The sequence below is a fragment of the Pseudoclavibacter chungangensis genome (assembly GCF_013410545.1).
Classification (GTDB): Bacteria; Actinomycetota; Actinomycetes; order Actinomycetales; family Microbacteriaceae; genus Pseudoclavibacter; species Pseudoclavibacter chungangensis.
In genome coordinates this window covers 382,317-399,455 of sequence record NZ_JACCFV010000001.1, presented here as the reverse complement: position 1 = coordinate 399,455, position 17,139 = coordinate 382,317, and the positions used below count along the sequence as shown (strand labels likewise).

General features: G+C 70.2%; 14 protein-coding genes. 9 read left to right on the top strand and 5 right to left on the bottom strand.

The genetic code is table 11. From position 1 onward, the window contains the following. Positions 1–32: 32 nt before the first annotated feature. The 4 genes from HNR16_RS01735 to HNR16_RS01720 all read left to right on the top strand — a co-directional run bounded on the left by HNR16_RS01735 (position 33) and on the right by HNR16_RS01720 (position 7,005). Complete coding sequence (locus tag HNR16_RS01735) at positions 33–3,092, top strand: DUF5979 domain-containing protein (RefSeq protein WP_158039329.1); 3,060 nt, start codon at positions 33–35, stop codon at positions 3,090–3,092. Between the two features lie 212 nt (positions 3,093–3,304). Continuing rightward, positions 3,305–4,375 carry an ABC transporter ATP-binding protein gene (locus HNR16_RS01730; protein WP_158039328.1) on the top strand — a complete coding sequence of 357 codons (1,071 nt, stop codon included), beginning with the start codon at positions 3,305–3,307 and terminating at the stop codon, positions 4,373–4,375. A gap of 321 nt (positions 4,376–4,696) precedes the next feature. Beyond that, positions 4,697–6,262 carry an IS21 family transposase gene (istA, locus tag HNR16_RS01725; RefSeq protein ID WP_179558349.1) on the top strand — a complete coding sequence of 522 codons (1,566 nt, stop codon included), beginning with the start codon at positions 4,697–4,699 and terminating at the stop codon, positions 6,260–6,262. Continuing rightward, positions 6,259–7,005, top strand: coding sequence for an ATP-binding protein (locus HNR16_RS01720; protein WP_179558049.1), 747 nt, complete (start codon positions 6,259–6,261; stop codon positions 7,003–7,005). Before istA ends, HNR16_RS01720 begins: the two co-directional genes overlap by 4 nt. Positions 7,006–7,101: 96 nt before the next feature. Here the strand turns inward: HNR16_RS01720 and HNR16_RS18700 are convergent, their stop codons facing one another. Continuing rightward, the gene (locus HNR16_RS18700) at positions 7,102–7,392 is read right to left on the bottom strand and encodes a CHY zinc finger protein (RefSeq protein ID WP_218868359.1); all 291 of its coding nucleotides are present in this window, start codon (positions 7,390–7,392) and stop codon (positions 7,102–7,104) included. Between the two features lie 156 nt (positions 7,393–7,548). On the opposite strand from HNR16_RS18700, the gene HNR16_RS01710 reads away from it, so the two are divergent. Both HNR16_RS01710 and HNR16_RS01705 read left to right on the top strand, forming a co-directional pair. Further along, entirely contained in the window at positions 7,549–8,838 is a 1,290-nt protein-coding gene (locus HNR16_RS01710) for an O-acetylhomoserine aminocarboxypropyltransferase/cysteine synthase family protein (protein ID WP_158039301.1), read from the top strand. Continuing rightward, positions 8,835–10,151 (top strand): LLM class flavin-dependent oxidoreductase, encoded by a 1,317-nt coding sequence (locus tag HNR16_RS01705; RefSeq protein WP_158039300.1) that lies wholly within the window; start codon positions 8,835–8,837, stop codon positions 10,149–10,151. Before HNR16_RS01710 ends, HNR16_RS01705 begins: the two co-directional genes overlap by 4 nt. Positions 10,152–10,185: 34 nt before the next feature. On the opposite strand, the gene HNR16_RS01700 is transcribed toward HNR16_RS01705, so the two are convergent. Next, positions 10,186–11,148, bottom strand: coding sequence for a glycerophosphodiester phosphodiesterase family protein (locus HNR16_RS01700; protein ID WP_225737739.1), 963 nt, complete (start codon positions 11,146–11,148; stop codon positions 10,186–10,188). A 55-nt stretch (positions 11,149–11,203) separates the two neighbouring features. On the opposite strand from HNR16_RS01700, the gene HNR16_RS01695 reads away from it, so the two are divergent. The 3 genes from HNR16_RS01695 (at position 11,204) to HNR16_RS01685 (ending at position 13,670) form a co-directional block, all read left to right on the top strand. After that, positions 11,204–11,632, top strand: coding sequence for a DUF3054 domain-containing protein (locus HNR16_RS01695; RefSeq protein WP_158039298.1), 429 nt, complete (start codon positions 11,204–11,206; stop codon positions 11,630–11,632). A 131-nt stretch (positions 11,633–11,763) separates the two neighbouring features. Beyond that, positions 11,764–12,597: a Bax inhibitor-1/YccA family protein gene (locus HNR16_RS01690; RefSeq protein WP_158039297.1), complete on the top strand. Its 834-nt coding sequence runs from the start codon at positions 11,764–11,766 to the stop codon at positions 12,595–12,597. 146 nt (positions 12,598–12,743) lie between these two features. Next, positions 12,744–13,670: a hypothetical protein gene (locus HNR16_RS01685; protein ID WP_158039296.1), complete on the top strand. Its 927-nt coding sequence runs from the start codon at positions 12,744–12,746 to the stop codon at positions 13,668–13,670. On the opposite strand, the gene HNR16_RS01680 is transcribed toward HNR16_RS01685, so the two are convergent. The 3 genes from HNR16_RS01680 to HNR16_RS01670 form a co-directional block, all read right to left on the bottom strand. Next, positions 13,640–14,788 carry an EamA family transporter gene (locus tag HNR16_RS01680; RefSeq protein WP_179558048.1) on the bottom strand — a complete coding sequence of 383 codons (1,149 nt, stop codon included), beginning with the start codon at positions 14,786–14,788 and terminating at the stop codon, positions 13,640–13,642. The genes HNR16_RS01685 and HNR16_RS01680 overlap by 31 nt on opposite strands. Positions 14,789–14,945: 157 nt before the next feature. Then, positions 14,946–16,541, bottom strand: coding sequence for a glutamine-hydrolyzing GMP synthase (gene guaA / locus HNR16_RS01675; RefSeq protein WP_158039293.1), 1,596 nt, complete (start codon positions 16,539–16,541; stop codon positions 14,946–14,948). Between the two features lie 49 nt (positions 16,542–16,590). Beyond that, positions 16,591–17,136: a DUF3817 domain-containing protein gene (locus tag HNR16_RS01670; RefSeq protein ID WP_158039292.1), complete on the bottom strand. Its 546-nt coding sequence runs from the start codon at positions 17,134–17,136 to the stop codon at positions 16,591–16,593. Positions 17,137–17,139 lie beyond the last annotated feature (3 nt).

Genomic DNA, 17,139 nt, shown 5'->3' with positions numbered 1-17,139 from the left:
CCTCTACCCATTCCCCCAATGGAGGCTTCTTCATGCCCGAATCCGATGTCGGTTCTGCCCGACCGGGTCGCCTGTTCAGGCTCGTCCTCACGCTGCTCTCTGCGTTCGTCCTCGCCCTGACCGGTGGCGCGATCGCCCAGGCGGCGCCGCCCTACACGACGCAGGGCACGGTGACGAACGTCCAGTTCGTCGAAACCACGGTCACGGCCGGCGGCTCGGCCGCCCTGACCGCCAACTGGTCGTTCCCGAACAACCCCACCACTCCCGCGGGCTTCACGATCGACCTTCCCAGCGGCCTGGCCGGCCGGGGTGACACCTTCACCCTCACGGCTCAGGACTCCGGCGCGACGATCGCCAACTGCGTGGCCACCGCCACACAGCTCCAGTGCGACATGGACCCCGCCTACGTGGCCGCGAACCCCGTCAACCTCCGCGGTAACGTCAACTTCTGGGTGACCGTGACGACGGAGACGACCACCACGACGGAGCACACCTTCGACTTCGGGTCGAACACCGCGACGGTGAACATCCAGCCTCGCCCCCAGTGCACCGAGAACTGCGATCTCGACTGGCAGTACCGCAAGGACGGCTCGTACATCTACCAGAACAACACCATCGTGTGGTACGCCCACGTCGCGGCTCCGCCGACGGGCATGGTGGGCGGCCAGGACGTCGTGGTTCGCGACACCCCCGCTGGGAACCAGACCCTCGTCGTCGACGACAGCCTTCCGAGGCTCCAGCGGACCAATGTCACGGGTCCGAACGCGGCCGGCGTGGAAGTCCCCTCGGGCTGGCAGGACGTGCCCCGGAGCGAATACACGGTCGATCTCGACGGGACCATCCACTTCACGTCGCAGGCGGGCTACTTCTATCAGGTGCTCTACATCACGAACGTCGCGGATGCCGGCGCGTCCGGTACCTACTCGAACACGGTCGAGTTCTACATCAACGGCACGCTCGACGGCACCAGTTCGCGGGACGTCCGCTATGCGGGCGGCGGCGGGACCGGCATCGGTACGAACGTCGGTGTCGTGACGATCGAGAAGGCCGTGGACGGTACCGCGGTCAACCTGCCCGCGGACCAGCTCTTCACGGGTACCTATTCGGTGCAGCCGCCGACGGGTGACGCGATCACGGGCACCTGGAGCGTCGCGAGCGGCGACACGTGGCGGAGCCCCGAGTTCCCGCGCGACAGCGTCGTGACGCTCACGGAGGACGCGCCGAGCGAGCCGGGCAACGTGACCTGGTCGTCGGCGTTCTCGACGAACGGTTTCACGCTTCCCGGTGGCCAGATCACGCCGGTCACGCTGACCAACACGGCTGACGTCCGCCTCACGGACTTCACGGCATCGAAGTCGCTCTCGGGTGATGCGGCCGCGCTGGTGCCGTCCGATGCGACCGTCACGCTCGAGTACAGCTACCCGAGCGGGACCGGCTTCGCGGCCGGCGAGGGCACGATCGAACTGCCGGTCGACGGCACGACCGTCACGAGCCCGAAGATCCCCGTCGGTGCGGAGGTCACGGTGACCGAGCGGACGCCGAACCCCGTCGCGGGTGCGGCATGGGGCACGGCCTCGATCTCTCCCGCGACGTTCACGGCGAGCGACTCGGGCTCCACGGGCACGCACGTGTCGGTCGACAACCCCATCACCCAGCAGCTCGGTGGCTTCACGCTGCAGAAGACCGTCACGGGTGACGGCGCCGGACTCGTTCCCGCGGGCACGCGGTTCGACGTCGACTACGCGTGGACCGCGTCCGGTGACCGCTCCGGCAACGGCACGGTCACGGTCACGGCCGGTGGTGACCCCGCCTCGGTCGACGGCATCCCCGTCGGCGCGACGGTGACGCTCTCCGAGCACACGCCGGGCGCGATCGACGGCATCACGTGGCTCGACCCGCGCTTCTCGGAGAACGGCTTCACGGTGCAGGACGGGACGGTCGTCGCGATCGATCTCGACAACCCGACGGAACTGCGCACGGGCACGCTCTCGATCGCGAAGACCATCACGGGAACCGACGCGGCCACCGCGCTCGTCCCGGCGGATGCCACGTTCACGATCGACTACAGCTACCCGGCCGGTAACGGCTTCGCCGCCGGATCGGGCTCGCTGACGGTCTCGGCCGACGGCACCCCGGTGACGAGCCCCGCGCTCCCCTTCGGCGCGCAGGTCACGTTCACGGAGCGCACCCCGACCGCGGTCGAGGGCCTCGGCTGGGGCACCCCGGTCATCTCGCCCGCGACGGTCACCATCGGTGCCGGCACGGACGTCGCGGTGACGGTCGAGAACCCCGTCAGCGAGACCCTCGGCGGCTTCTCCCTGCAGAAGTCCGTCTCGGGTGACGCGAACGGCCTCGTCCCGGACGGCACGACCTTCACGGTCGACTACGCCTGGACGGCGCCCGACGGCACCACCGGGAACGGCACGATCGACGTCGTCGCCGGCGGTGACCCCGTCGAGGTGCAGGGCGTTCCCGGCGGCGCCGTGGTCACGCTCACGGAACACGACGCGGCCAAGGTCGACGGCGTGAAGTGGCTCGACCCGGTGTTCTCGCAGAACGGCTTCACGGTCGTCGCGGGCACGACCGTCGCGATCGACCTCGACAACCCGACCGAGCTGCAGCACGGCGCGTTCACGGTGAAGAAGGTCGTTTCGGGCTCCGGCGCCGTCCTGGTGCCGAACGACACGACGTTCACCGTCGACTACTCCTACCCCGCAGGTGAAGGGTTCGAGGCCGGCTCCGGCACGCTCGTCGTCGCCGCGGACGGGACCCTCGTCCAGTCCGACCCGCTGCCCTACGGCGCCGTCGTCACGCTCAGCGAGGCCACACCCGCCGCCATCACAAACGGGCAGTGGACCGGCGCGTCGTTCGACACGACCACGGTCACGATCGGTGACGGCACCGTCGTCGGTGTCGTCCTGACGAACACCATCGACGACGTGACGCCCCCGACGCCGACCACGCCCCCCGGCCTCGCCCAGACGGGCGGCGAATGGGACGCGGCACTGCCCCTCGGCCTCGCAGCCGCACTGCTCCTCCTCGGAGCCGCCGCGGTCGTGAACACCCGACGAGCACGCTCGTCGAACCGATGATCGGCTGACCCACGGCCGGTTCCACCGGCCACACCGCGAGGGGCGGGTGCGCATGCGCACCCGCCCCTCGTGGCATCCCGGCGAACGGAATCCCACCACGGCGGCACCGAGCCTGCTACGCTCATCGAGCCCAATGGCGGGCACCGCGGGTCGGTCGACCCACGGCTCTACAACGGATCGTCCGGCACGTACCTGCCGGTGGAGGAAATGCAATGGCTACTGTCACGTTCGATGGCGTCTCCCGCACCTATCCCGGTGCCGACCACCCGTCCGTGTCCAACCTGGATCTCGACATCGGGGACGGCGAGTTCCTCGTCCTCGTCGGCCCGTCCGGTTGCGGCAAGTCGACCACGCTCCGCATGCTCGCGGGCCTCGAGGAGGTCAACGACGGTCAGATCCTGATCGGCGAGCGCGACGTCACCGACATGCCGCCGAAGGACCGCGACATCGCGATGGTGTTCCAGAACTACGCGCTCTACCCGCACATGACGGTGGCCGAGAACATGAGCTTCGCGCTCAAGATGGCCGGAACCTCGAAGGCGGAGCGGGAGCAGCGCGTGAACGAGGCCGCCAAGATCCTCGATCTGCAGGACTACCTCGACCGCAAGCCGAAGGCGCTCTCCGGTGGCCAGCGCCAGCGCGTCGCGATGGGCCGCGCGATCGTGCGGCAGCCGCAGGTGTTCCTCATGGACGAGCCGCTCTCGAACCTCGACGCGAAGCTCCGCGTGCAGACGCGCACGCAGATCGCCTCGCTCCAGCGTCGTCTCGGCGTGACCACCGTGTACGTCACCCACGACCAGACCGAGGCCCTCACGATGGGCGACCGGATCGCGGTCCTGAAGGACGGGTTCCTCCAGCAGCTCGGCACCCCGCGCGAGCTCTACGAGCTCCCCGCGAACGTGTTCGTCGCCGGCTTCATCGGCTCCCCGTCCATGAACATCCTGCCCGGCAGGCCGGTCACCTCCGGTGGCGTGAGCTTCGGATCGCTCGGCATCCCCCTCACGGCTCCCATCGAGGGGCCGCAGGTCACGATCGGCGTCCGTCCGGAGGACCTGCGACTCGTGTCCGAGACCGACGAGGGACTCGCGGTGGTCGTGGACCTCATCGAGGAGCTCGGGGCGGACGGCTACCTGTTCGGCCACAGCAAGGACGACGACGCGCTCGAGATCGTGGTCCGCGTCGACGGCCGCGACCACCCGGAGCCCGGCGACGTCGTCACGGTTGCCGCCGACCCGCGACGCGTGCACCTGTTCCACCACGAGAGCGGCGAACGCCTCTCCTGACCCGACGGCTCGCGAGAGCCGAGAACGCCGAGACCGAGCGACGAGCACGACGACATCGTGCTCGCCGCTCGTCGTTCACGCCGGGCCGGGCTCGAAGTACCGGTCGCGATGGAGCGCGCAGCGCGGGTTGAACGCCGCACCGCAGCGCGGGCAGGCCACGTGAGTATTCGCGCTTCTGAGGGCCGCTGATATTGGGGTTCGGGGCCACCCTGCCGTCGAGGCGATCGCGTCGTTGAGGGCCACCGAGTATTGGGGTTCGGGGCCGCTTTCTTAGGCTCCTTCTGCCGTGTGGCTGATCACGCGGCAGAAGGAGTGATTCGGATGGTACGCAAGATCAAGGCGAAGCTCGTGCTTCGGTTGCGCTCGGAGGGGCTCACGGGTCGGCAGATCGCCGCGCAGGGTATGTCCCGCACCAGCGTGGCGATGGTGCTCGATGCCGCTGACCGGGAGGGCATCGGCTGGGACGACGTCGCCGCGCTCGATGAGGCGGACGTGTATGCGCGGCTGTTCCCCGGGCGGGGTGAGCATGACAGTGTTCACGCGCAGCCGGACTGGGAGAAGGTCCATAAGGAGCTCGCGAAGGTCGGGGTCACGTTGAAGCTGCTGCACGGCGAGTATGTCGACGCCTGCCACAGTAGGGGTGAGACGGCGATGGGATACGACAGGTTCTGCAAGTCGTATCAGCGTCACGTGCTGGTGATCGGGGCGGCGTCGCGGGTCGGTCACAAGGCCGGGCAGACGGTCGAGGTCGACTGGTCCGGAAAGACGATGCGGCTCACTGATCCGGTCACCGGCCAGGCGATGAGGGTCTACTTGTTCGTCGCGACGCTGCCGTTCTCCCGCTATGCGTTCGTTGAACCGGCCCTGGATATGCGGCAGGACACTTGGTTGCGGGCGAACGCGGCGATGTTCGACTGGTTCGGCGGCAGCGTCCCCAGGATCGTGCCGGACAACCTGAAGACCGGGGTGATCAAGCACCCTGCCGAGGGTGAGGTCGTACTCAACGACGCGTATCGGGAACTCGCCGCGCACTACTCCGCGGCGGTGCTGCCGGGCCGGCCCGCGAAACCGAAAGACAAGGCGAGCGTCGAGAACACTGTCGGCAACGTCGCGACAGCGGTGATCGCCACGCTCCGTGACCGCACCTTCGCGACGCTGCCGGAGCTTCGCGCGGTGATCCGTGAGCGGGTCACCGCTTACAACGCCGAGCCGTTCCAGAAGCGCGCCGGGTCCAGACTCTCCGTGTTCGAGGCAGAGGAGAAGCCGCTGCTACGGCCGCTGCCGGCCGTCGGGTTCGAGATCTCCCGATGGCACTACGGACGCAAGGTTCAGCGCAACGGGCACGTGGTGTTCGAGCGGAACTTCTACTCCGTCCCCTACGCCAACATCGGAGGCAACGTCGACCTGCGCGTCACCGAGACCACCCTCGAGGTGTTCGCCGCCGATCAGCGGCTCACCAGCCATCTCCTCGCCCCAGCCGGGGTGATCAACGAGTACCGCACGCACGACTCGGATCTGCCCGACGGACCCCAGTATCGGCAATGGGACGCGGAGCGGGTTCGGGAGTGGGCAGCTCGGATCGGGGAGGACACCACGACGATCGTGAACCGCATCTTCGAGTCCGTCCCGGTCGACGAGCAGGGTTTGGACGCTGCGCTGGCCGTGTTGCGGATGACTCGCCGCTACTCGGCTGCGCGGGTCGAAGCTGCTGCTGGGATCGCGCTGCAGTCGCGGGTGAGGTCGCCCAGGTATGCGCATCTGCGGCCGATCCTGGACTCCAATCAGGACCAGAACGGCAGACGGCAACCGAGGTTCGAACCATCCGTCTGGGAGGAGCCGGCAGGCTACGTCCGCGGCGCCGACTACTACGCCGGAGGCACCCGATGAGCCGGCTCGACTCCGAGACGAAACGGAAGCTGCGGGAGATGGGCATCTCCGCCCTGGTCGACGCGATCGACATCCAAGACGATGCCCTCACGATGGGGATGGTGTTCGAAGAGCGCATCAAGCTCGCCGTCGACGACGCCCACGCCGCGTTCACCCACGCGAAAGTCGAGGGCCTCATCCGGCGGGCGGGGCTCCGATACCCGAACGCGGACCTGCGCAGGGTCGACCTGCTCGAACAACGCGGCCTCGACCGGGGTGTGATCGCGCAGCTCGGGACCTGCCAGTTCATCAGCAGGCAGCAAAACGTGGTGTTCCAAGGGTTCACCGGGTCCGGGAAGAGCTACCTCGGATCGGCGCTGGCGAAACAGGCCTGTCAGCACCGCTACCGAGCGCACTACATCCGCATGCCCGACCTCGAAGAGACCTGGGCCGCGGCGAAAGACAAGCCCGCCGGCAGGGAGAAGTGGCTGCGGAAATACAGCACGTTCACGCTCCTCGTGATCGATGAATGGCTGCTCGACCCACCCACCGACGACGTTCGATCCATGCTGCTCGAGCTCCTCGAACGCCGATACGACGCGACCTCGACGGTGTTCTGCACCCAGTATGCGAAGAAGGACTGGCACCAGCGCCTCGGCTCCGGGGTCCACGCCGACGCGATCATGGACCGCATCGTCCACAACACCCTCTGGATCGAGACCGGCGACGTCAACATGCGCGAACAGACCGCCGCGTCCAGCTGAGTCGGCGCCGGTGAGCGTCGCGCCCGCGGGGGTGGCGCTCACCGGCAATACCCCTGGCCCCGAGAGCAAATATCGGCTGGCCCCGAACCGCAATAATCAGTGGCCCTCAAGACTCCAAATACTCACCTCGACCCGGAGGTACGTCGTGACGGAGAGCTCGTGGCGGCACACGCCGCACAGGATGCCCGGCCGGTCGCGATCGGCGACGGGCACACGGACCGCCTCGTGTCCCGCGCCCTCCTCGTGGCATTCCGCGCACGGCCAGTACGCGTCGCAGCAGTGGAAGCGGATCGCGACGACATCGAGCACCGTCGCGTAGTGCACGCAGCGCGTCTCGTCGTCGACCGTGCGCCCGCGCACGGCCGGTGACACCGTCCGATCCTCCACGTCGCGAGCGTAGCCCGCATTCCCGCGTCGCGTAACACGAGGACCCGGATGCGGCCCGCCCGCCCCGCCGATGGCACGATCGGACGGCCGGGCACCGCGATCGAGCGACGAACCGCGTGCGAGCCCACGGCGAGGAACACGAGAGGACCCCACACCATGACGGACGCGACGTTCGAGACCACCCAGGCGCATGCCGCACCGCACGCCGCGCCCGCGCGTCCTCGCACCACGCCCGTCTACCTCACGGCGGGCTTCGAGTTCGACGAGTACGAGCAGGCGGCCGCCCACTTCGGCGACGGCATCGGCTACTCGTACACGCGCATCTCGAACCCCACGATCGACGTCGTCGAGCAGCAGCTCGCCGCACTCGAGGGCGGCGCGGACGGACTGCTCGTCGCGAGCGGCCAGGCGGCCCTCTCGACGACGCTCCTCGGCCTGTGTTCGGCCGGCGACCACATCCTCTCCTCGACCCACGTCTACGAGGGCAGCCGCGGCCTCATCCGCGACCAGCTGAGCCGGTTCGGCATCGAGTCCGACTTCCTCGTCGACGTCCGCGACCCCGAGGCGTGGGAGCGGCTCATCCGCCCCAACACGCGTGTGCTGTTCGCCGAGTCGGTCTCCAACGCGTCCAACACGGTGCTCGACATCGCCGCGATCGCCGAGGTCGCGCACCGCCACGGCATCGCCCTCGTGATCGACAACACCGTCCCGACGCCGTACCTCGTCCGCCCCCTCGAGCTCGGGGCGGACCTCGTCATCCACTCGGCGAGCAAGTTCCTCTCCGGCCAGGGTTCGGTGCTCGGTGGACTCGTCGTCGACGCCGGCACCTTCGACGTGGAGCGCGACGGGAAGAACTACCCGCAACTGCTCGAGCGGGGCCGCCTGGGCGGCGCGAGCGTCGCGGAGCGCGTCGGCGGCCTCGCCCGCATCACCTACATGCGCGAGAGCGTCGCGCCGCGCTTCGGCCCGACCCCCTCGCCGCTCAACGCGTTCCTCATCGGCCAGGGCGCCGAGACGCTGAGCCTGCGCGTGCGTCGCCAGAGCGACGTCGCGCTCGAGGTCGCCCGTGCACTCGACGCGCACCCCGCGGTGGAGGGCGTCGACCACCCGGGCCTCGCGAGCCACCCCGACCACGAGCTCGCCCAGCGCCTCCTGCCGCGCGGCGCCGGCTCGGTGTTCACGTTCACGGTCCGCGGTGGTGCCGAGGCGGCCCGCACCGTCGTCGAGTCGCTGCGGCTCGTCACGCACATGACCCACATCGGTGACGTGCGCTCGCTCGTGCTCCACCCCGCGACGACGAGCCACACCTTCCTCACGCCCGAGGAGCAGGAGAGCGTCGGGGTGTTCCCCGGCACGCTGCGCCTGTCGATCGGCATCGAGGACGCGGGCGACCTCATCGCCGACCTCAGCCACGCGCTCGCGGCACTGGAGGCGGTCCCCGCGTGACCCGGCTCCAGCACTTCGGCTGGTTCTGTGCGCGCGGCTTCGGCCCCCAGGGATGGGGCGCTCCGGCGCTCGGCTGGAACTGGGACTGGACGCGACCCGAGGTGTACCAGCAGGCATCGCGTGAACTCGAACAGGCGGGCTTCGACCTGCTCATCATCGAGGACTCCCCGTCGCTCGGTTCACCCGAGACGATCGACCTGCGCGTGCGGCACGCGTTCGGCGGCCCCAAGCTCGATCCGCTCCTGCTCGCGCCGTACCTGTTCCAGGCGACGAGCCACCTGGGCGTCGTCCCGACCGTGAACCCCGCGGCCCTGCCGCCGTACACGGCCGCGCGCCAGTTCGCGACCCTGCACCACCTCTCGGGCGGACGCCTCGGCGTCAACGTCGTGACCGACACGGGCAGCGCGCGGCACTTCGGTGCCGAACCGCCGCTCGGTCACGACGGTGCCTACGACCGTGCCGAGGAGTGGGTCGGCGCCCTGCGCCGACTGTGGCGCAGTTGGGAGGACGGCGCGCTCGTCGCCGACGAGACGACGGGACGGTACGCCGACGGTTCGCGACTCGACGCGTTCGAGCACCGTCGCGAGCACTTCGCGTTCGACGGCCCGCTCAACGCCGTCCCGTTCCCCGGTGCCGAACCAGCGATCGTCTCGCCGGGTGGCTCACCGCGCGGCCTGCGCTTCGCGGGTGCGAACTCCGACGTGCAGCTCGCGCTCGCCCCGCTCGATCGCGCCTCGGTCGAGGCGTACCGCGAACGCGTGCGGCTCGCGGCGATCGAACGCGGGCGTGACGCCGACGCCGTCCGCGTCCTGTTCGCCGTGCGCCCGGTCATCACGACGTCGAGCGAGGAGGCCGACCGGCTCGTCCGCGCGTCGGCGGAGCCCGACGACGCGACGCTGCACCGCATCGCGGCGCAGCAGTCGAGCGACCTCGAGACCGACCTCACGACGCAGGACCTCGATCGGCCGCTCGACACGGCACGCTTCGGCGAGCACGTCTCGCACGGCAGCCTCCGACGCCTGACGGGCGAGCACGACCTCGCGACGACACCCCTGCGCGTGCTGCTCACGGATCTCGCGAAGCTCGGACGACTCGGCGACCGGACGGGGTTCGTCGGCACGGCCGACGAGTTCGCCGACCTCGTCGAGGACCTCGCCGGGTGGGGTGGTGACGGTGTGCTGCTGTGGGGCGATCTGCACCCCGTGACCCTGCACCGGACACTCGACGATCTCGTCCCGATCCTCCGTCGACGCGGCCTCCTGCGCACGCAGTACGCGCCGGGCGGGCTCGCCGAGAACCTGCGCGCGTTCTGAACCGAGCCGGGTCCGCGTCCCGGCGCGAGCCCGCTCAGTCCCGGGCGAACGCCTGCCGGGCGCGACCTGGGTCGTCGGCGAAGACGGCGTCGAGCCCCGTCGCCGCGATGGCGCGCGCGTAGTCGTCGGGCCGTCCCGCGAACGAGGCCGGCAGGAACTCGTCCTCGCTGCGCAGCGTCCACGTGAAGACGTCCAGGCCACGCTCGTGCGCCTCGCGCACGAGGTGTGCGCCGCGCGTCGACGCGACGAGCGTCGGGTCGTCCGCGGCACCGCCGAGTTCGAGCCGCTCGTGGAACACGCTCACGCCGTCCGCCCAGGGGGCGAGCGAGTCGAGGAGCTCGAGGTCGCGAGCACGGGCGTCCGGGCCCGTCCCGTCGGTGCCCTCGACGAGCGCGACGAGCCGCCCCGGCAGACCGCGTTCACGGAGGCGGCGCAGGACGTCCCACTCGAAGCTCTCGAACACGAGGCCGCGCATCGACGGCGCGTCCCAGCGGCCCTCGAGCTCGCGTTCGAGCGCCTCGACGAGGTCGAGGCCGAGTTCCTCGGCGAGCGACGGGTGCTTGAGCTCGATCACGAGCCCCGTCGCGCCGTCCGCCTCGTCGAGCAGTTCGACGAGCTCCCGCAGCCGCAGCACGCGGTCCTCGTTGTCGTGTGCGGCGCTCCCGGGACGCAGCCGGGGCAGCCGCTCTCGCGTGCGGAGCGTGCGGATCTCGTCCCAGTCGAGGTCGTTCGCGAACCAACCGTCGATGCGCGCGCCGTCGACCTCGAAGGATCCGCGGCGGTCCGCGAACTCGGGCCGCGCGGCGATGTCGGTCGTCTCGTCGAGCACGGGCTCGTGGCGGACGACGAGGACGCCGTCGCGGGACGGGACCACATCGGGTTCGACGAACTCGGCGCCCGCCTCGACGGCGAGACGGTAGCCGCTCGCGGAGTGTTCGGGGCGCAGCGCGGGTGCCCCGCGGTGACCGATGACGTGGGGAGGCCGGTGTGTGCTCACACGCGAAGTGTGCACGACGCGGACGAACGGCGGGTGACCGCGTAGCGTTACGTGCATGCGATCCCTGCGTTCCCTGTACCGCGGACATCGTGCGTTCCCGCTCGTGCTCGACGTCGTCCTCGTCGTCGTGTTCGCGACGATCGGGCGCGCGAGTCACGACGAGCCCGTCACGCCCGCGGGCGTGTTCGTGACGGCGTGGCCGTTCGTCATCGCCCTCCTGTGCGGGTGGGCGCTCGCGACGCTCCTGCGCGCGCGCATCGCGTTCGTGTGGCCCGCGGGTGTCGTCGTCTGGCTCGTCACGGTCGCGGGCGGGATGCTCCTGCGCATCGCGACGGGTGACACGGCGGCGACCGCGTTCGTCGTCGTCGCCTCGATCACGCTCGCCGTGTTCCTCCTCGTCCCCCGCGTGGTCCTCGGTGGGTTCCGGTTGTCGCGCGTGGACGTCGCGTCGACGGACGCGGCGGGTACCGGTCCACTGGCCTGATTCGCCGCGGGCGCAATCGTCTTCGCCCCGCTCGCAGGGCCCCTCGCGTAAAATCGTGGTATCCGGGAAGCCGACCGGCATCCCGCAGCTCGTCACGAGCGAAACATCACGAGACAGAACGGACCACATCGATGGCCAATTCCGCGCTCGAACGCAACCCGTACTTCAACGGCCAGGCGCCGAGCCAGTTCAACGCCCACCAGGCGGCACCGGGCACGCAGCCGGGCTACGGGACCCCCGAGCAGCTCGACGCGCAGTTCGCGAAGCCGAGTGCCTCCCCCGACCAGATGGACCGCATGTCGGTCGAGGACACGGTCGCCAAGACGGCCGGCCTGTTCGTCGCCGTGCTCGTCGCGGCCGCGGTCGCGTGGTTCGTTCCGATCCTCATGGTCGTCGGCGCGATCGGCGCGCTCGTCCTCGGCATCGTCCTCGCGTTCCAGCGCGAGCCCAAGCCCGGCCTCATCTGGACGTTCGCGGCCGCCGAAGGACTGCTCGTGGGCGGCCTGACGTCGATCCTCGAACAGCTCTACCCCGGTATCGCGATGCAGGCGGTGCTCGCGACGCTCGCGGTCGTCGCGACCGTGCTCGTGCTGTTCAGCTTCGGCAAGGTCCGCACCTCACCCCGCATGACCAAGATCGTCATGGTCGCGATGGTCGGTTACCTCGTGTTCTCGCTCGCGAACTTCGTCGGGATGCTCCTGACGCCGGGCAGCGAGATGTTCGGCTGGCGCTCGAGCGTCGTGATCCCGATCTTCGGCGGCATCCCGCTCGGCGTGATCCTCGGGATCTTCGCGGTGCTCATGGGGGCGTACATGCTCGTCATGGACTTCGAGTTCATCCAAAACGGCGTCCGCTCGGGTGCTCCGCGCAAGTACGGCTGGATCGGCGCGTACTCGCTCGTCTCGACGGTCGTGTTCATCTACGTCGAGATCCTGCGACTCATCGCGATCTTCAGGAACAACTAGCTTCACGCGTTCCGACGAGCGGCCGTCCCCTCGGGGCGGCCGTTCCGTCGTGGTGCCCCGATAGGGTCGAATCGATCACGTCGACCGCCGGGAGCAGGCCCGTGATCCACCAGCAGCATCGACGACGAGCAACGAAGAGGGGCGTCATGAACCAGCGCGACGACATCAGGGCGAAGCGGCTCGAGCGGCGGGCGCGACGTCTCGTGTACTCGCGCCTCGTGCCCGATTCGGGGCCGCTCGAGGTCGATCTGGGGCACGCCGTCGGGCGCGTCTTCGGGCCGTCCGCCGCGTCGCCGCGCGTCGAGATCGAGCGCGACAACGGTCGGCTGCTCATCCTCGACGTCCCGCGCCGCGGCGTGTCCGTCCGCACCGACCGGCGCATCGAGCTGCGCCTCGCGAGCGGCGACGACGACGTGCAGATCGCCGGCTCGCTGCGCACGGCGCTCGACGCCCTCCGCGACACGGTCGATCGCGACGAGACGGCGGCCCGCTTCGACGAGGTCGTCGCCCTCGGGCTCGACCCGAACGTCGACACCGCCGCCTGGCCGCTACTCGAGCTCGCGGCGTGGCAGCGCGCGCACAAGAACGTCTCCCCCGCGTTCCCGCTCGGAGTCACCGTCCGCTCGCGCCGCACGGCGAAGCGCTACGGTGCGTCCGGCGAAGCGCCGGGGCTCCCCGCGGGTGCGGTCGTCGTGGCGTATGCCGATGCCGGCGGCGCGGTGCTCGCCGCGCTCGCGACCGCACCGCGGTTCGAGGACCGCGCGGTCGCGCTCATCGGCAGTGAGGGAGGCCTCGTCCCCGTCGCCCGCGATGCGACCGAGCTGGCGCGCCTGTTCACACTCAACGCCCTCCCCGGCGTGCGCACGATCGACGGCACGTCCGTCCCCGCCTTCTCACACGGCGGCGGCTGCTCCGCGCCCCTCCGCAAGGAGTTCCGCTCGTTCGCGCGCGAGCGCTTCGGCACGCGGCCGCTCAAGGGCGACGAGGGCGCGGCGAAGGCCGACCGCATCGTCGAGAAGGCCGGCCGTGAGGCCCGTGCGGCTCAGTCGAACCGTTCGTCGTCCAGCTCGTAGTGCTCCACGACGGGCACGGCGCTCGTCATGATCGGGATCGCGCTCGTCACGAGCGGGATCGCTCCCGTGACGACGGGGATCGCGTTCGTCACGACGGGGATCGAACCCGTGACGGTTCCAGGCTCCTCGGCGAGCGGGGCGGCCGTGCGGTCCGGCGCGAGGCGCACGCACACGACCCCGGCGAGGATGAGCAGGGTGCCGGCGAACTGCACCCACGTCGGGATCTCGCCGAGCAGCAGCGCGGCGACCGTGAACGTCGCGGGCAACTCCATGAGTCCCGCGAAGGACGCGAGACGTGAGCCGAGCCGCGTCGCGGCGAGCAAACCGAGCGCGTACGCCGTGACGGTGCCCGCGAGGACGACGACGCCGAGCGGCAGCCACCACGCCACGGTCGTGCCGAACAGGGCGACCTCGCTCGTGAGGACCATCGTCACGGGGAGCACGCCGACGAGCGCGAGCAGCCCGTAGGTCAGCGCACCAATCAGCAGGCCCGAGCAGACGAGCGTGATCGGCGGGAAGTCGCGCGGGGCCGCGGCCCCGATGAGGTAGTAGCCGGCCGTACCGCACGCGGCGATGGCCGCGAAGGCGAGCCCGAGTCCGTCGAAGCGCACCTCGCCCGAGAGATCGAGCACGAGCAGCAGCCCGCCGACGCACACGGCGGCCCCGACGAGCGCGAGCGCCGCGGGGCGTCGCCGGGTGAGTGCCCACGAGGCGAGCAGCAGCAGCACCGGCGCGAGGTACATGATGAGCATCGCGATGCTCACGGGGATGTGCTCGATCGCGCCGTAGTAGAAGAACTGGCTCGCGGCGATCGCGATGAGACCGTAGCCGAGGACGATCTTCCAGTTGCGGACGATGACCGCCGGGTCGCGCCGCACCGCCCACGCCGCGAACGGCAGCAGCAGCACACCCGCCGCGAGCGCCCGCGCGAAGACGACACCGCCCGCGGACCAGCCGGCCTCCATGAGCGGCTTCGCGAACGGGCCGGAGCCCGCGAACGCGATCGCCGAGAGCACGGCGAGCACGAGACCGAGGGCCTGTGGATTCGAGGCCCGCCCGCTCGCGGTCGCCACGTGATCGAGCGACGCGGTGGCAGCGGTGGAGCGTGCGACGGACATGACGGAACCTCCCTGGGAGCGGAGTCGGGCATGACTCATGCTCCGCCCGGAACCGGCACGTCGGCAATACGCGTTCGCACAGTGTCGGCCGCGTGTTGCGGTGCTATCCGACAGTGGTCGCCGTCGACCCGAAGCGAGGGACGCGAGGCCCCTCGCGTCACTCCCACTCGATCGTGCCCGGCGGCTTCGACGTGACGTCGAGGACGACGCGGTTGACGCCCTCGACCTCGTTCGTGATGCGGTTCGAGATGCGCGCGAGCACGCCGTACGGCACGCGCGTCCAATCGGCCGTCATGGCGTCCTCGCTCGAGACGGGCCGCAGCACGATCGGGTGCCCGTACGTGCGTCCGTCGCCCTGCACCCCCACGGAGCGGACGTCGGCGAGCAGGACGACCGGGCACTGCCAGATCTCCTGGTCGAGCCCCGCCTCCGTGAGCTCCACACGCACGATCGCGTCGGCCTCACGCAGCAGGTCGAGCCGCTCCTGCGTGACCTCGCCGATGATGCGGATCCCGAGCCCGGGCCCGGGGAACGGCTGGCGCCCCACGATCTCCTCCGGCAGGCCGAGCTCGCGTCCGATCGCCCGGACCTCGTCCTTGAACAGCGTCCGCAGCGGCTCCACGAGTTCGAAGCGCAGATCGTCCGGGAGACCACCCACGTTGTGGTGGCTCTTGATGTTCGCCGTGCCGCTGCCGCCGCCCGACTCCACGACGTCCGGGTACAGCGTGCCCTGCACGAGGAAACGCACCTCTTCGCCGTCGCCGTCCTGCGCCTCGCGGACGAGCTCGAGCTGCGCCTGCTCGAACGAGCGGATGAACTCGCGGCCGATGATCTTGCGCTTCTGCTCGGGCTCGCTCACGCCGGCGAGCGCCGTGAGGAACTGCTCGCGCGCATCGACCGTGACGAGCCGCACGCCCGTGACCGCCACGAAGTCGCGCTCGACCTGCGTGCGCTCCCCCTGCCGCAGCAGGCCGTGGTCCACGAACACGCAGATGAGCTGATCGCCGACCGCCTCCTGCACGAGTGCCGCAGCGACCGCCGAGTCGACGCCGCCCGAGAGCCCGCAGATGACCTTCTTGTCGCCGATCTGCGCACGGATGCGCTCGACCTGCTCCTGGATGATCGAACCGGCCGTCCAGTCGTCGGCGATCCCCGCCGCGTCGTGGAGGAACGCCGACATGACCTCCTGGCCGTGCTCGGAGTGCAGCACCTCGGGGTGCCACTGCACGCCGTAGAGGTGGCGACGTTCGTCGGCGAACGCCGCGACGGGTGTGTCCGCGGTCGTCGCGAGCACCGCGAAGCCCTCGGGCGCGCGCGCGACGGAGTCGCCGTGGCTCATCCACACCGTCTGCTCGGCCGGCTGCCCGGCGAGGATCGACGAGTCCTCGCCCGTCAGCGTCGCGTGCGTCGAGCCGTACTCGCGCCGCCCCGTCCGTGCGACCTCGCCACCGAGCTGCGTCGCCATGACCTGGAAGCCGTAGCAGATGCCGAGCGTCGGGACGCCGAGCCCGAGGATGCCCGGATCGAGCGAGGGCGCACCCTCCGCGTAGACGCTCGACGGCCCGCCCGAGAGGATGATCGCCGCGGGATCCTTCGCGCGCACCTCGTCGGCACTGATCGTGTGGGGCACGATCTCGGAGTACACGTCCGCCTCACGCACGCGACGCGCGATGAGCTGCGCGTACTGGGCGCCGAAGTCGACGACGAGGACGGGGCGCGCGGCGGTGCCGGCGGCGGGGACGGATTCGGTCATGCTCGACTCTCGATACGGGGGTTGGATGAAGCGGAGTTCGTGGGTGGGCTCAGCGCGGCGGCTCGACGTCGCGGCGCCGCGCGGCGACCTGGGCGGCGACCGAGGCGTCGAGTTCGGCGCGCTCCTCGGGCGTGAGCGACGCCTCGACCGCGCGGAGCTCGTCGTCCTCGTTCGCGGTCTCGGCCGCCTTCGCCTCGAAACCCTCGAGCTCACGACGCACCTTGCGGGCCATGATCACCTCGGTCACGAACGACATGAACGGCACGACACCGCCCGCCGCGAGTGCGAGCAGGTACCAGAGCGGCCACCGCATGAGCTGCCAGATGAGGTAGCAGGCGACGAGATACACGACGTAGAACCAGCCGTGCACGATGAGGATCCAGCGGCTCAGGTTGAGCCCTGTCGTGACCTCGGGGACGAGCGCGAGCGGACCGAACGGGCCGAACGCCTCGATCTCGACGAGCAGTGCGTACTTGAACACCATCTCGATCGTGAGCAGGAGCAGCAGCACGCCCGTGATGTACGCGGTGACCTGGTAGAAGCGCAGGGCGCGACGGATGCGCGGAAAATCCTCCGGCCGGGGCTGATCGGTCATGCG

Bases quoted from the DNA above. Each gene is read 5' to 3' on its own strand.
- HNR16_RS01735 (WP_158039329.1), top strand. From the start codon at position 33: ATGCCCGAATCCGATGTCGGTTCTGCCCGACCGGGTCGCCTGTTCAGG.
- HNR16_RS01730 (WP_158039328.1), top strand. From the start codon at position 3,305: ATGGCTACTGTCACGTTCGATGGCGTCTCCCGCACCTATCCCGGTGCC.
- istA (WP_179558349.1), top strand. From the start codon at position 4,697: ATGGTACGCAAGATCAAGGCGAAGCTCGTGCTTCGGTTGCGCTCGGAG.
- HNR16_RS01720 (WP_179558049.1), top strand. From the start codon at position 6,259: ATGAGCCGGCTCGACTCCGAGACGAAACGGAAGCTGCGGGAGATGGGC.
- HNR16_RS01710 (WP_158039301.1), top strand. From the start codon at position 7,549: ATGACGGACGCGACGTTCGAGACCACCCAGGCGCATGCCGCACCGCAC.
- HNR16_RS01695 (WP_158039298.1), top strand. From the start codon at position 11,204: ATGCGATCCCTGCGTTCCCTGTACCGCGGACATCGTGCGTTCCCGCTC.
- HNR16_RS01690 (WP_158039297.1), top strand. From the start codon at position 11,764: ATGGCCAATTCCGCGCTCGAACGCAACCCGTACTTCAACGGCCAGGCG.
- HNR16_RS01685 (WP_158039296.1), top strand. From the start codon at position 12,744: ATGAACCAGCGCGACGACATCAGGGCGAAGCGGCTCGAGCGGCGGGCG.
- HNR16_RS01680 (WP_179558048.1), bottom strand. From the start codon at position 14,788: ATGTCCGTCGCACGCTCCACCGCTGCCACCGCGTCGCTCGATCACGTG.
- guaA (WP_158039293.1), bottom strand. From the start codon at position 16,541: ATGACCGAATCCGTCCCCGCCGCCGGCACCGCCGCGCGCCCCGTCCTC.
- HNR16_RS01670 (WP_158039292.1), bottom strand. From the start codon at position 17,136: ATGACCGATCAGCCCCGGCCGGAGGATTTTCCGCGCATCCGTCGCGCC.